This window comes from Sinorhizobium sp. CB7 (assembly GCF_041357635.1).
Lineage (GTDB): Bacteria > Pseudomonadota > Alphaproteobacteria > Rhizobiales > Rhizobiaceae > Rhizobium.
Genome location: NZ_JAULLL010000025.1, coordinates 75,863 through 89,310 on the forward strand (window position 1 = coordinate 75,863; position 13,448 = coordinate 89,310).

18 protein-coding genes are annotated in these 13,448 nt (G+C 59.5%); 9 read left to right on the forward strand and 9 right to left on the reverse strand.

The window, feature by feature from the left end:
• Positions 1-201: 201 nt before the first annotated feature.
• Positions 202-522: a hypothetical protein gene (locus AAE029_RS32325; protein WP_371077017.1), complete on the forward strand. Its 321-nt coding sequence runs from the start codon at positions 202-204 to the stop codon at positions 520-522.
• Between the two features lie 245 nt (positions 523-767).
• On the opposite strand, the gene gnd is transcribed toward AAE029_RS32325, so the two are convergent.
• Positions 768-1,796 (reverse strand): phosphogluconate dehydrogenase (NAD(+)-dependent, decarboxylating), encoded by a 1,029-nt coding sequence (gene gnd, locus AAE029_RS32330; RefSeq protein ID WP_371077018.1) that lies wholly within the window; start codon positions 1,794-1,796, stop codon positions 768-770.
• A 120-nt stretch (positions 1,797-1,916) separates the two neighbouring features.
• Positions 1,917-2,363, reverse strand: a complete 447-nt coding sequence (locus AAE029_RS32335; protein WP_371077019.1) for a winged helix-turn-helix transcriptional regulator — start codon at positions 2,361-2,363, stop codon at positions 1,917-1,919.
• 93 nt (positions 2,364-2,456) lie between these two features.
• On the opposite strand from AAE029_RS32335, the gene AAE029_RS32340 reads away from it, so the two are divergent.
• Positions 2,457-3,689, forward strand: a complete 1,233-nt coding sequence (locus AAE029_RS32340; RefSeq protein ID WP_371077020.1) for an MFS transporter — start codon at positions 2,457-2,459, stop codon at positions 3,687-3,689.
• Positions 3,690-3,698: 9 nt separating this feature from the next.
• Here AAE029_RS32340 and AAE029_RS32345 read toward each other — a convergent pair whose 3' ends face one another.
• Both AAE029_RS32345 and AAE029_RS32350 read right to left on the reverse strand, forming a co-directional pair.
• Positions 3,699-4,085 carry a hypothetical protein gene (locus AAE029_RS32345; protein ID WP_371077021.1) on the reverse strand — a complete coding sequence of 129 codons (387 nt, stop codon included), beginning with the start codon at positions 4,083-4,085 and terminating at the stop codon, positions 3,699-3,701.
• 63 nt (positions 4,086-4,148) lie between these two features.
• Positions 4,149-4,631: an SRPBCC domain-containing protein gene (locus AAE029_RS32350; RefSeq protein ID WP_371077022.1), complete on the reverse strand. Its 483-nt coding sequence runs from the start codon at positions 4,629-4,631 to the stop codon at positions 4,149-4,151.
• A gap of 55 nt (positions 4,632-4,686) precedes the next feature.
• Here AAE029_RS32350 and AAE029_RS32355 point away from each other — a divergent pair, with 55 nt between their 5' ends.
• Positions 4,687-5,016, forward strand: a complete 330-nt coding sequence (locus AAE029_RS32355) for an ArsR/SmtB family transcription factor (RefSeq protein WP_371077023.1) — start codon at positions 4,687-4,689, stop codon at positions 5,014-5,016.
• A gap of 14 nt (positions 5,017-5,030) precedes the next feature.
• Here the strand turns inward: AAE029_RS32355 and AAE029_RS32360 are convergent, their stop codons facing one another.
• Positions 5,031-6,440 (reverse strand): FAD-dependent oxidoreductase, encoded by a 1,410-nt coding sequence (locus tag AAE029_RS32360; RefSeq protein ID WP_371077024.1) that lies wholly within the window; start codon positions 6,438-6,440, stop codon positions 5,031-5,033.
• A gap of 210 nt (positions 6,441-6,650) precedes the next feature.
• On the opposite strand from AAE029_RS32360, the gene AAE029_RS32365 reads away from it, so the two are divergent.
• Positions 6,651-7,103: a DUF1810 domain-containing protein gene (locus tag AAE029_RS32365; RefSeq protein ID WP_371077025.1), complete on the forward strand. Its 453-nt coding sequence runs from the start codon at positions 6,651-6,653 to the stop codon at positions 7,101-7,103.
• On the opposite strand, the gene AAE029_RS32370 is transcribed toward AAE029_RS32365, so the two are convergent.
• Positions 7,097-7,285, reverse strand: a complete 189-nt coding sequence (locus tag AAE029_RS32370; RefSeq protein ID WP_371077040.1) for a hypothetical protein — start codon at positions 7,283-7,285, stop codon at positions 7,097-7,099. The two genes, AAE029_RS32365 and AAE029_RS32370, sit on opposite strands and share 7 nt — an antisense overlap.
• Positions 7,286-7,550: 265 nt before the next feature.
• Here AAE029_RS32370 and AAE029_RS32375 point away from each other — a divergent pair, with 265 nt between their 5' ends.
• A complete protein-coding gene (locus tag AAE029_RS32375; RefSeq protein WP_371077026.1) occupies positions 7,551-8,258 on the forward strand; it encodes a DUF4157 domain-containing protein in 708 nt (235 codons plus the stop codon).
• A gap of 37 nt (positions 8,259-8,295) precedes the next feature.
• On the opposite strand, the gene AAE029_RS32380 is transcribed toward AAE029_RS32375, so the two are convergent.
• Positions 8,296-8,754, reverse strand: a complete 459-nt coding sequence (locus tag AAE029_RS32380; RefSeq protein ID WP_371077027.1) for a DUF1801 domain-containing protein — start codon at positions 8,752-8,754, stop codon at positions 8,296-8,298.
• 133 nt (positions 8,755-8,887) lie between these two features.
• Positions 8,888-9,418 (reverse strand): DUF1801 domain-containing protein, encoded by a 531-nt coding sequence (locus AAE029_RS32385; RefSeq protein WP_371077028.1) that lies wholly within the window; start codon positions 9,416-9,418, stop codon positions 8,888-8,890.
• A 201-nt stretch (positions 9,419-9,619) separates the two neighbouring features.
• On the opposite strand from AAE029_RS32385, the gene AAE029_RS32390 reads away from it, so the two are divergent.
• On the forward strand, positions 9,620-10,408 hold the full coding sequence (locus AAE029_RS32390; RefSeq protein ID WP_371077029.1) for an alpha/beta fold hydrolase: 789 nt from the start codon (positions 9,620-9,622) through the stop codon (positions 10,406-10,408).
• 142 nt (positions 10,409-10,550) lie between these two features.
• Here AAE029_RS32390 and AAE029_RS32395 read toward each other — a convergent pair whose 3' ends face one another.
• The gene (locus AAE029_RS32395; RefSeq protein ID WP_371077030.1) at positions 10,551-11,183 is read right to left on the reverse strand and encodes a TetR/AcrR family transcriptional regulator; all 633 of its coding nucleotides are present in this window, start codon (positions 11,181-11,183) and stop codon (positions 10,551-10,553) included.
• 142 nt (positions 11,184-11,325) lie between these two features.
• Here AAE029_RS32395 and AAE029_RS32400 point away from each other — a divergent pair, with 142 nt between their 5' ends.
• From AAE029_RS32400 to AAE029_RS32410, 3 genes are all read left to right on the forward strand, one after another.
• Entirely contained in the window at positions 11,326-11,547 is a 222-nt protein-coding gene (locus tag AAE029_RS32400) for a hypothetical protein (RefSeq protein WP_371077031.1), read from the forward strand.
• An 18-nt stretch (positions 11,548-11,565) separates the two neighbouring features.
• Positions 11,566-12,102 (forward strand): helix-turn-helix domain-containing protein, encoded by a 537-nt coding sequence (locus AAE029_RS32405; RefSeq protein ID WP_371077032.1) that lies wholly within the window; start codon positions 11,566-11,568, stop codon positions 12,100-12,102.
• A 182-nt stretch (positions 12,103-12,284) separates the two neighbouring features.
• A complete protein-coding gene (locus AAE029_RS32410; protein ID WP_371077033.1) occupies positions 12,285-13,268 on the forward strand; it encodes an NAD-dependent epimerase/dehydratase family protein in 984 nt (327 codons plus the stop codon).
• Positions 13,269-13,448 lie beyond the last annotated feature (180 nt).

Consider the following 13,448-nt stretch of genomic DNA (forward strand, 5'->3'; position numbering starts at 1 on the left):
GCCATCGCCGCCTCATCATTGGCAATTGGGGCATTTTTATCGCAAGCAGCTTTTGCCAGCATTGTATTTTGGTAATCAAGTCAAGATCACGAAAGTTCTACCGTTTTCATTCCGTTTTTTTGGAACCTCCCTACGCTCCCCCGCTTTAATCGAGAGTAAGTGGCCCGGGGTATGTGGCAAGCGTAGAAATGGAGAATTCCAATGTTTTTGAAGATCGTTGCAACAACGGCCCTCGTCGTCGGCCTTGCAACCTCAGCCATGGCACAAACTATCCGCGTTCCAGGCTCGTCGAACATGAATGGCATGGGCACTAGCGGCCGGTTCACGCCGCCGCCTGTCGGTTCCCCCGGAGGAGGCGCATTCAGCAGGTTCAGCACTGATCCCACCACCACTGGCAGCACGACCAACAACGGAGAAGTCAACCTCCACAGCCGCGGCAGGACCATTGGGCACGGTGGCACGTACCAGCCCGACACCGACTGCACGACCGATAGCGCCACCGGCCTTCTGACCTGCCAATAACACTCCTGTGCTCCTGCACGGTTCCTCCAACCGGTAATTCAAGGCGTTAGGGCGACATTGGTGTCCAGGGACGCGCGGCGCTGTAAAGAAAAGGCGGCTACTGCATGTTTCCTTAAATCGGGAACGATTTAAGAATAAAAATATGTAGCAATTCAAAGTGCTACAGCGACCGTTGTGCGTTTGAGAAGACGCACGGCGTTGTAGCGGCCGCCGCCTTTTTCGATGCTTTGCGATCCGTCGCGTGACTATTTGCCGCCTGGCTTCTCGACGTGGCCGCCGAAGCCAGCCCGCATGGCGGAAAGCACCTTGTTGGCGAATTCGTCTTTATCGCGCGACGAGAACCGTCCGTGCAGTGCTGCGCTTAGAACCGGCGTCGGCACGCTTTCGTCGATTGCCGCCATGATCGTCCAGCGCCCCTCGCCGGAATCGGAAACACGACCGGCATATCTGCTCAAGCCAGCGTCGGCATGGAGGGCATCGGCGGTCAGGTCGAGAAGCCAGGAGGTAATAACGCTGCCGCGGCGCCATACTTCTGCGACCTCGGGAAGGTCGAAATCGTAGCGGTAGTATTCCGGATTCTGCAACGGCGCCGTTTCCGCATCCACCTCATGGGTTTGCGCGCCGACATTGGCATGTTTCAGCACGTTCAACCCCTCGGCATAGGCCGCCATCAGGCCGTATTCGATGCCGTTATGAACCATCTTGACGAAATGGCCTGCACCGTGCGGACCGCAATGGAGGTAACCCTGCTCGGCGGTGCTGGCGGCGACCTTCTCGCTGCTGCGGTTCTGCGATACCGGAACATCGCCTGCCCCCGGCGCGAGAGCGGCAAAAATCGGCGAGAGATGCTGGACGATATCCTTCTCGCCGCCGATCATCTGGCAATAGCCGCGCTCAAGCCCGAAGATGCCGCCGCTGGTGCCGACGTCCACGTAATGGATGCCCTTGGAGATGAGTTCCGCGCCGCGCCGGATATCGTCATGGTAATAGGAATTGCCGCCGTCAATGATGATATCACCGTCATGGAGCAACGGCACGAGGGTCGCCAACACCTGGTCGACGATCGCAGCCGGCAGCATCAGCCAGACCGCACGCGGCCGCGCGAGCTTCGCGACGAAATCCTCGAGCGAAGCGCTGCCTGTGGCGCCGAGTCCTTCGAGCTCGGCAACGCTTTCCGGCCTCGCGTCATAGACCACGCACTCGTGGCCGTTTCGCATCAACCGCTGGACCATGTTGTTGCCCATGCGGCCCAAACCAACCATGCCAAGCTGCATCTCCGTATCTCCTGGTATTTGAAACGATATCGGAAAACTAGCACTGGCACGGCGTCAGGCAAGCGAAGTCTGTGTCACATTCTAACGAAGATAGTGGGTGCCGTCGCCGGCCAGAAGTAACTAGACTGGTTTTCGAACGACGGTATCCTCGGCACCGAGGCGGCGTCCGTCCTTCGATCGAAGTTCCAGCCTGCCGACCGGCTCTCCCCGCGCGGTATCCACGAGCACCGAGCGACGTTCGTTCGGCGCAAAGAGACTGGCTTCGCCCCATTGCCGCAGACCGACAATCACAGGAAACAGTCCCCGTCCCATTTCCGTTAGCACATACTCCTGATAGGCGCTGCCATCGGCGGCTGGCGCCAACTTCATGACCCCGGCCTCCACCAGGCTTTTCAGCCGCGTTGCCAAAATTCCCTTCGCAACCCCAAGGCTCTTCTGAAACTCACCGAAACGTCGCACCCCATCGAAGGCGTCGCGAATGATGAGGAGAGACCACCAGTCGCCGATCGTATCAAGGCTGCGCGCGACGGGACATTCGGCCCGTTTCAGGCTGGTTCTCTTTACCAAGTTCGCCTCCATCCAAATTGGTCTCATAATAGGACTAGACAAGTCGCAAGACAACTAGTCTTATTATAGGACCATATTCAGAAGGAGATTGCCATGACCGAACGAAGAGGTGATCCGGCCTACAGAGGATTGAGCGGGACAGATATTCTGCTTTTCGCGATGGCGTGCGGCCTCAGCGTCGCCAATATCTATCTCGCCCAGCCATTGCTCGATGCAATGGCTCGCGATCTCGGCGTTAGGCCTGCAATGATCGGCACCGTCGTGACCGCGACCCAGCTAGGCTACGCTCTGGGCCTGATCTTCCTCGTGCCCCTCGGCGACCTCGTCGACCGGCGCCGTCTCATCGTCCTGCAGACCATCCTGTCGTCACTGGCGCTCTTGGCGGCCGCGACATCGTCGGACTTCATCATCCTCCTGGCAGCATTGTGCCTTGTGGGGCTGCTCGCCGTCGCCGTACAGGTTCTGGTCGCCTTTGCCGCCGCGCTCGTCGTCGAGCGCGAGCGCGGCAAGACGGTCGGCGTGGTTACCAGCGGCGTTGTCATTGGCATATTGCTGGCGCGCTTCGTTTCCGGCGTCCTGGCGGATATAGCCGGCTGGCGAAGCGTCTACTTGGCCTCAGCCGCCCTGATGCTGATCACGACGGCGATCCTTGCTCGAAGACTGCCGACCGAAACCGCGAAGCGGGCGCGCACATCCTATCCGCACCTTCTGCGGTCCGCCGTGATGCTCCTCGCCGAAGAGCCGCTCTTTCGCACACGTGCCATTCTCGCGCTTCTGATCTTCGCGACATTCAGCACTTTCTGGACGGCGATGGTGCTGCCACTCACCGCACCGCCGTTGTCGCTGTCGCATGCGGGGATAGGACTTTTCGGCATCGTCGGTCTGGCAGGCGCTCTGGCGGCCGGAGCTGCCGGTCGGCTCGCTGACCGGGGGCTTGCTCAATGGACGACCGGCATATCGCTCGCGCTGATGCTTTTCTCCTGGTTGCCCATCGCCCTGTTAAGTCATTCCCTTTGGCCGTTCGTATTCGGCGTCCTTATTCTCGATTTTGCCATCCAGGCCGTTCACGTCACCAATCAGAGCGTGATCCTTGCCTTGCGACCGGATGCGCAAAGCAGGCTCATCGGGAGCTATATGGTGTTCTATTCGGCAGGGAGTGCATTCGGCGCCATCGCTTCAACAATCGCCTATGGCTGGGCGGGCTGGACGGGCGTTTCCGTCCTCGGCGCCTGCATCAGTGCGACGGCTTTGCTTTTTTGGCTGGTGACCAGACGGCCGATAACCGCGGCATCGCGAAAGCGGGCGCCATCGACAAGTCGCCTATGATCCTCGTCACTACCAGGCGTCCGCCTCCCGCACCATGTGCACGATATTGGCTGGATTGACGATCCAGCCGCCGCGAAAGCCTTCGGGGAGCGCCTCAATGGCGTCGCAGCGGACGACCCCGGCGCTGGCGAGATGCGCCGCCGCGCGGTCGAAATCCTTGCAGAAGAGTTCCAGCCAGACCTCGGCCTGGCTCATCCCCGGCGCCTCGTCGATCCAGAGCCGAACGGGGCCGAACGCGAAGCCGACGGCGCCTTCTTGCCCGATTTCCTTAAGGCCGACGACCTTTCGGTAGAACGCAAGTGTGTCGTGGTATTGATGCGGCGGAATCTTCATCGCGATGTCGAGACCGCCTTGAAGCAGCTCGGTGCTGTCCGTATCGTCGCTCATATTTGTCATCGCGATCGCCTCCTTTGACCCGGATGTCGCCCGAAAACCGCGCACTCTTTTCAGCATCCCCCTCTAGACGTCGGGTTCGCGCGCAGGCTTGCCTTTCATCTCGCTGAGATAGAAGCCCTCGCGCAGATTGATGCCATATTCGACGAAAGCCTTCATCGAGCAGAGCATCTGCGTCCAGCCCTCGCAATTGAGATAGGTGCCGCGCCGCCCGGCCTCGTCGTCGCGCCAGCCGGATTCGGCGATCGTCACCATCGTCCCGCCGTCCTCAAGCGCATCGAAGGTCATCTCCACCAATGTCTTGTAGGCCACACCGCTGGCGTCCTTGCCGCCGTCCCAGCGAAGCACGATGCTCCGCTCTGGCACGACCTTCTCGACCTCGACGGGCGCCTCACCCCACCATGTGACCCGCGTGCCCTGAACGAGCGGCGCGCTCGCCCCGCCGACCGTCGTGAAATAACCGCTCAGCTTCTCCGGATTGACAACCGCATCGAAGACCTCGCCCACGGGACGACCGATGCGTCCTGAAACGCGAATATTGAGGGACATCGTCGTTCTCCTCTTCACCGTTGATCCAAAACCAATTACGTTATAAAAATATAACATGTCAAGCGAATCAGACAATGACCCTGTTTTCAAAGCGCTCGCCCATTACCGGCGGCGCGAAATTCTCGATCTTCTAAAGGATGGACCGAAGACAACAGGCACGCTGTGCGAGGCCTTCGCCGATATGGACCGCTGCACGGTCATGCAGCACCTGAAGGTTCTGGAGGATGCAGATCTGGTGATTGCGAAGAAAGAGGGCCGAGAACGCTGGAATCACCTGAACAGCCTGCCGATCAAGCACATCTACGATCGCTGGATCAGCCATTATGCCGGCCACGCCCTGTCGATCATCGACAGGCTCAAGGGGGAACTGGAGAATCCAGCGTGACCGATTGGCCTAGTTCAGTGAATTCGCACGCCCTGGCGCTGGAGCTCGGCCTGGACAGGGACGATATCGACTTCCCTTGCACTTTGCCCATGCTTCACCGACAACGCGGCCGCGACACCGGCGCCCTGCCCCGATACCGCGCAGCAGGCCATGTTGCGGGTCGCCGCATGCGCAATGCTGTCGCCGCCGATGGCGCGGCCGGCGATAAGCAGATTTTCCACCGCCTGCGGCAGCATGGAACGATAGGGAATATGCATGTAGCGGCCGGTCGTCGGCAGGATCAGCACGCCGTAGCCATCGATGAATTCCGGATAGATGCCGATCGTATCGTCGAAGCGGGCCTCGCCGCGCACGTCCTGCTCGGTCATATTGTAGACAGCGTCGAGCTTGCGCGTGTCGCGAATGCCGATCGTCATGCCGAAATTGCGAAGCCTGGCATGGCTGCAGCCGGGCGTATATCGCCGCAATGCCTCGATCGCCAGCATCGACTGGCGCCGCCCCTCGATCTCGAACCGTGTCATGCTGTCGGGATCCGTTCCGTCGCAGCCGGCAAGATGGATGAGGTTCATATAGGTAAGCTCGCCGGTATCGTGCAGCGCCCCCCACGTACCGGAGATCGTATTGAGATGGGCGGGAATGACGCCATCGCGGATCGCCCGGGCGAAAGGCTTGCCGAGGAAAGGCGAGAACATGGCGTCCTCCTTCCCGGAAGTCTCAATCTGCCATTCACCGGTCGACCAGTCGCCATAGGTCTGCGGATCTGTCCGCACGCCTGCGAGGAAGGCCTGCTTGTCGACGCCGGCCAAATGAAACATCACAGAAGCGGCCTGCATGCGCTCGATCGGCGTCTTGATGGTCGGCGCGCCGGCGCGGGTCGCGACATCGGCGTCACCTGTCGCGTCGATGACGCGGGCCGCAAGGATCGCCTCGCGCCCTGCCTTGGATTCGGTGATGATGCCCGTGATCAGATTGCCGTCCATGATCGGCGCGACGAACTGGCGATGCAGCATCGGCCGGATACCCGCCTCCTCGACCAGCCGGTCGGCGACCAGTTTGAAGCCTTCCGAATCGAGCTCGTAGCTCAGTGACTGGCTCTCGGGCACGGCGGCGCCCATCTCTTTGGCACGTTCCTCGAATTCGCGGCCGATCCCGCCCGCCTCTATCGTCTTTTCGTGCCGATACCAGGCAAAACCTTCGACCCCAACGACGGTGATATTGCCTCCGAAACAACCGAAGCGCTCGACAAGCGTCACATCCACGCCTGCCCGCGCCGCCGCGAGAGCCGCCGCCAAGCCGCCCGGCCCCGACCCCACGACCAGGACATCGGTCTCATGGATCACCTCGACCCGGCGCTGCGGCTCGATGATATAGGCGGAACTCATCATGGGATGGCCTGGAAACCCGAGGAAAAGCTTAGCCGGCATAGCTGTTTGCGTCGAGACTAACGCACTTGTCCGGGGCGGTCGGGATTGGCTGCGACACCGGCGGGCGCGGCTGCGCCATTCCCGTGTCCGGCATGACAGGGAGCGCGCTCGAAGCCAACGCGTTTTGACCTCGCTACGTCCGGCAAACGCATGGAAAGGAATCGATGTCGGAACGTTTCTTCCGTAAGGTATCCGAGGGAGGATAGTCCAATGGCCGACGCAACCCAAACCTATGAGCTCGACCGCTTCATCGAAGCGCAGAACGGCGTCTATGGTCAGGCTCTTGAAGAGCTGAAAGCCGGACGGAAGCGATCGCACTGGATGTGGTTCATCTTTCCCCAGATCGCAGGTCTCGGCGCGTCCCACATGTCGGAGAAATACGCCATCCGCTCCGCCGACGAAGCATCTGCCTATCTGGCCGATCCGATCCTTGGGCCGCGGCTCAACCGATGCGTGGAAGCGATGCTGTCTGTTCAGGACCGGACGGCCCATGCCATTCTCGGCTCGCCGGACGATCTTAAATTCCGATCCTCGATGACCCTTTTTGCGAGCATCAGCGAAGCCGGATCGCCGTTTCACCAGGCGCTCGACCGCTTCTATGACTCACAGCCTGACGAAAGGGCGATAGCCTTGTTGAAAGCCGGCGCACCGCCGCCTCAATAGGCCTGCCGCTTCTCGATTTCGGCGATCTCCCTGGAAATCTCGTTGATCCGGTCGATCAGCTCGGCTTCCGTGCCGTCCTCGATCTCGCCTTCGCCGAAACAATAACGTGCTTCGTGCAGTTCGAGCTTGTTCTCAAGCTCGATCCGCTTGACGTACAGACTGCGAAGATAACGACTCTTCATGGCCATGCGCCTTTTTTCCTCCCCCTGATATAAGAAATGGTGGCGCGTTTGTTAGGTTCCTACAGGATCGTGACCTCTTTGTGATCGCCTCAGGAAAGGGGCCGCAAGTTTTCAGTTTAGAAAACAATAATGCACTTATAAGTTGCCATGCCGAGCTACGAAAAGGCTGCAACAAAGACCAAATGAACATAAATCATCAGATGATGCCGGCAGCTTCGTCAAATGAGACATGACTCGACTCCTCTAAAAGTTGCAGTATCATCCTTTGAAAGGTGGTGGAAGATGCGCGATGAAAGCTGTCGGATTTCATGGAAGCCCACTTGTCTTTCTTCTGGCCTCGATTTGCGTCACCTCGCCGAGTTTCGCAGCCGGATCGATTGGGGACGCTGTCAATATCATTGCACCGGGAGTTGGCACGGCCCTCGATGAGGCAAAGAGGCAAATCGAGGACCTGGTTCCTGGATACGCGGAGGCGGACCAGAGCCTTTCAAACGTCGCCAACGAAGCCCTGGTCCAAATTGCGGCTCCCGCCGTCCAGCAACTCATCGCAAGATCGAGGGACGACGCACTGGCCAGCGGGGTGCAGCCCATACCCACCAATATTCGAAACGAACTCGCAGGTTTCATTCCCGATCATATTCTTGATATTGCACGCTTCAGGGTCGGTGGTGGCGGCGACCTGACCCTGCAGGCCAATGCCATCAAATATGTCGGGGCTTTCGCCATCACACTCGACTATGTGATCGTTTTCAGAAATCAGGATGATGCACTTCACGACCCGGTCCTATGGGTGCATGAACTAACGCACGTAATGCAGTACCAAGACTGGGGGATGCTGGAATTCGCCAGACGCTATGTCAGAAATTACACATTGGTTGAGAAAGCGGCGTACGACGCTCAAACGCGTTATATGGCGTGGCAGCAGTCCCGCAATCACCCTCGAGCCCGGAAGCAATTGATCGGCCGGCCTTGAAGGAAACGATCGCAAGGAACCAGCGTCCCCGCCGGTTTCACGACGATCCAGAAGGTCTCCTCTGAGGACGAGCGGTAGCGCGCACCGATGTGTTCAGCGCCACGGCGGCGCGAATGAGCGCCTGCAACGCTTCTTCATCAATCTTGTCGCCCTCATGGAAATCGATGGCACGCCTGGTGTTGCCTTCGAGACTGGAGTTGAAGAGGCCTGAAGGGTCCTCCAGCGAGGCCCCCTTGGCGAAGGTCATCTTCACGACATTCTTGTAGGTCTCACCGGTGCAGACTATGCCGTCATGCGACCACACCGGAACCCCTCTCCACTTCCACTCTTCGAGCATTTCGGGATCCGCCTGCCGGATGAGCATTCGAATGCGGGCAAGCATGTCGCCCCGCCAATCGCTCAACTCCTTTATTCTCGCATCTATCAGATGAGAGGGAGAATCTTCTGTCGCTTCCTTCGAGACGCTCTTCTTCATGGTCGTAGCCGCTTTCTTCATCGTTGTTGTCGCTCAAACAGAGCGGGATGCCGAAAAGTGTGCGCGGTTTTCGACATCCCGCTCTAACTTTTTGATTTAGAGGCGGATTCAGATTTCAGGTCGAATCGACCTGAAATCATCCGGCTCTAGCCGCTCACATTCGTTCGCCGGGCAATTGGCTGGCTTGCCTCACCCAGGCGGTGAACTGAGCTTCGTCGAGCTGGTCGTCCTCATGGATGTTGAGATAGCGCGTCTCCTCAGTTTTGGACACGCCGGGGGGAACGGGACTGAGCGATGTGCCGCGGAAGAAAGCCACCTTGATGTACTTCGTGAAGCAATGGATGCCAAGAAACCAGCCTTGGCCCTCCATTCCGTACAGCGGCGAGTTCCATTTGACCGCCTTTTGGACGTCGGGGACGGTGCTTTCGATCAACGCGTCCAGACGGCGCCCGACGTCGCTTTTCCAGCCCGGCATGGCCGCGATGTAGGCCTGCACGGGGGCATCGCCGTATCCCTTCGCGATCTGAGGGTTGCCACCTGAAAGAAGGGTCGGCTTCGCGGCCGCTGCGGGCGCCTTGCTCTTGGGTGCGGTGGGTTTGGGCACAGCTGCGTGCGCCGACGATTTCTTCGCCGCGGCGGCCTTCCTTGCGACCTTCGTTGGCTGGATGGACGTCTTGCCGGTCATTGCGTTCACTCCACTGACAGACGAATAAAAGATCAGTGATGCTTGATTTCGAGCTCATTTTGCCCCGTACTTTACGGCAAAAGGATAAGGCTGCCGAATTAGGTCGCAAATGCCACAAGATTCCAAGTTTAAAAGTGTTACTCCTGATTGCGCCAATGGAGCGCAAGCGTGACGTCGACCGTCGAGGAAGGAGCACAGTCAATGCATTCACTTCAACGCAACGGCGTGGACCTCTCCTTCGAATTCACGGAAGTGGGCGATCCCAACCTGGTATTTATTCACGGATGGTGCTGCGACCACACCTGTTTCAGTCCCCAGATGAGGCGATTTCAATCCCTCGACTATCGCGTGATGGCTGTGGATCTGCGGGGGCACGGACAAAGCGGCCAACCGCGACAAAGCTATTCTATGCAGGTTTTCGCAGACGATGTCGCCTGGCTCTGCGACGAGTTGGGGATGGCAAAGGCGTACTTCATCGGCCACAGCATGGGAGGTAGTGTCGCCTACGAACTTGGCCGTCGACGGCCCGACCTGGCTGCTGCGGTTGTCATGATCGACAGCGCGGTTGCGCGCCCGGCCGCTTCCCGCGCGGCAATCGAGCCCTTGCTCCGCATGCTCAACGGTTCTAATTATCGTGACGCCCTCAAGTCCTACGTGTCGGAGGCACTTGCGATCCCAACCGACGACAGGGGCCGACTTGCCGATATCCTGGCGGGTATGACTTCCGTGCCGCAACATGTCATGATCTCCGCATTGGAAGGATTGCGCGACCACGATCCCGCCTCGGCAGGTTTGAGGCTCACTTGTCCTGCCCTTTATATCGCGGCGAACGGGCCGCAGCCGAGATCGGACATGACGCGCCTTCGAGAGTTGGTACCTGGTCTGGCCTACGGCCAGACCGTCGGATCCGGTCATTTTTGCCAGCTCGAGGTCCCGGACCAGGTCAACGCCATGATTGAGCGATTTCTGACGCTGCAGGCAAAAGTGTGACCGTCAACAATCTGGATGAAAGATGGCGATGCAGAATTGCTTTATTCGTAGGGACGGGCGGAAAACGGGCCATCCTGATGCTCTCTGAGCATCCGACCCTGGTTGGCTCAGCGCGTTCGACGCATTTAACGAGGTACAGACCCTAGTCTGCTTCACAGGAGGCGATCGCGATCGCGCAGGCCTTTGCAAACTGCTTGCAGCAGCCGGCGCTGCCCATCGCCTGGCGGCTGATACGCGCACCTTCCAGAAGAAGCAACAGCGTATCGGCAAGAAGTTCCGGCTCGCGCATTCCGGCATCCGCACAAAGCCGGGCAAGCCGCTCCCGCTGCGCCTGCTTGTGCCTTTCGATGACCTCGTGAGCGCGATGCCCCTCGCTCTTCAGTTCCACGGCGGCATTGGCGAGATCGCAGCCGCTGGGCTCCCCTTGCAGCCTTTGCCCGACAGCTTCCACCCAGGCCTTAAGCTGGCCATGCGGATCGCCGGGATGTGTTTCTTCCAGATGGCGCCATATCGCTTCGGCTTTCTCGGACGCGCGGCGCAGCGTCTCGCAGACCAGCTCGTCCTTGGAGCCAAAATGCCGATAGAGCGTCATCTTGTTGGTGAGCGCCGCATCCGCGATGGCGTCGACGCCAATTCCTCGGATTCCATGCTCGCGGAAAAGCTCCAGCGCCGTCGCAACGATCCTCTCACGCGGTGGTACGCGCTCGCCGGCGGTTTCGCTGGAAGACGCCTCGGGGACATGATTCAATTTTTTTGCGGAAGAAGTTCTTGACATCGATGTGACCGCCCGGTAACAGGTATGTTGTTACTTACCGGTAACACCGTGATGCGATGGTGTCAATGCCCGGACATATTATCCACCGGCCAGCACCGCGATAGCGGAGACAGGGCGACCGCCCATGAAAGGAGGAAGAACCGTGACCAAGACCAGGAATGATCTGACCCTAGATGAAGTATTGCGCGATCCCCTGATCGCGTTGATTCGCAGCGCCGACGGCGTCGGGATAGACGAGTTCAAGAATCTCCTTGAGACGGCGGCCCGAAACCACAAAGCAGAGCGGTCCAAGGCCGAAGAAATGCTCGCCAGACTGACACCACAGGGCGCGCATTCCCTTCCCCTTTATGCCTGCCTCGGCTGAGGCAGGCGGGACCGGGCCATGACACTCTCCGGACGCGTTCTGCGGCGCATGCGATTGCTGGCCGGCATCAAGCAAAGCCATCTGGCTGAGCGCTTGAATGTCAGCCAGGCGACCGTTTCGCGCTGGGAACGGGGCCTCCTGACGCTCTCGGCTGATCAGGCCCTCGCCGTGCAGGCATTTTTCGCCGTCGCACCCGATCCGGCCCGCGATGCCGCGCTGAAGCGGCTTGTCGAGAGTTCATCCGCAAAGGTGCATCTGATCTGCGACCGAACGCACCGGCTTCTTGCCGCCTCGCCTGCGCGACAGGCCGAATGGCGGGCGCCGCTCTCCGCCTTCCTGGGGAGATCGCTTCTTCCCTATGCATCGGCTGAAATCGCCGCGGCGGAAGGGACACTCGAAGGGATCGGCTGGCACGAGGGATATGTGAATACCCTTGCCGTCGATACCGGCATGAACAGCGACCCTCTTCTGCCGATCGCCACCGGCCGCGTGCTCTGGGAAAGGATCAGCCTTGCCGACGGAAGCGCCGGGCGCCTGGTAACGACAATCGCCTGAATGCCGCGATGCATATTTTATGCGTTGCCCCGGCCAAATTCGCTTTGCTAGCCTTTTCACCAGTTAGAGCAATTCCAGGAAAAGTGCGAAGCGGTTTTCCGTTCGGAATTGCGTGGAAACAAAGGTTAGAGCGGTTCTGCTATTCCATGAAAGCTGAACCGCCCTAGTCGTGGAGAGACACAATGACGATTCTGGTGACGGGAAGCGCTGGCCATCTTGGCGAGGCCCTGATGCGGACATTCCATGCCGCCGGCCGACCGGCGCGCGGCCTCGACATCAAGCCCTCTCAATTCACCGATACGGTCGGCTCGATCACGGATAGGGCCTTTGTCGCCGCTGCCATGGAAGGCATCCGTTCGGTCGTGCATGCGGCAACGCTGCACAAGCCGCATGTGGCAACCCACGACAACAAGGACTTCGTCGACACCAACATGACCGGCACCTTGAACCTGCTGGAGGAAGCCGTCCTGGCGGGTGTCGAGAGTTTCGTCTTCACCAGCACCACCAGCGCATTCGGCGAAGCATTGAGCCCGGCGGCGAACCAACCGGCCGCCTGGATCACTGAAGATGTCGTGCCGGTCGCCAAGAACATCTATGGCGTCACCAAGCTCGCCGCCGAAGGTCTTTGCGAATTGTTTGCCCGCAAGAGACATCTGCCCGCCATCATCCTGCGCACCTCGCGCTTCTTCCCCGAAGAAGATGACAATGCCGAGATCCGCAACCGCTATACGGCGGATAACGCGCAGACCAATGAATTGCTCTATCGCCGGGTCGATATCGAGGACGTCGTGAGCGCGCATCTGCTGGCGCTCGAAAAGGCACCTGAGATCCGTTTCGACCGGTATATCATTTCGGCAACGACGCCGTTCACGCGAGACGATCTCGCCGGACTGCGCCGCAACGCCCCGGGCGCGGTTGAAAGACTGTTCCCTAACCAGCCCGAACTCTACGCCGGCCTCGGTTGGAAGATGTTTCCTGAAATCGACCGCGTCTATGTCAACGAACACGCGCGCCAAGCGCTTGGATGGCATCCCCGCTATGATTTCCGGCACGCGCTCGAATGTCTCCGTGTCGGCAAGGATTGGCGCAGTCCGCTTGCTGGCGTAATCGGCAGCAAGGGCTATCACGACGAGGTCTTCGCCGACGGTCCCTATCCGGTTACCTAGATGTGAGCTTTCAGGAGGTTGTCCGGGTTGATGGCGAGGTGGAATTCCATGAGGGGTGATATGCAGGGCAAATTTCGCCGATCCACGATCTCATAGGTGGTTAAGTGGCGTTGACGCTCCCCAACTTCCCTCTTCCCTGTGCTTGTCACAGGGATCCAGCCGCGCCGTGTCCACGGCGCG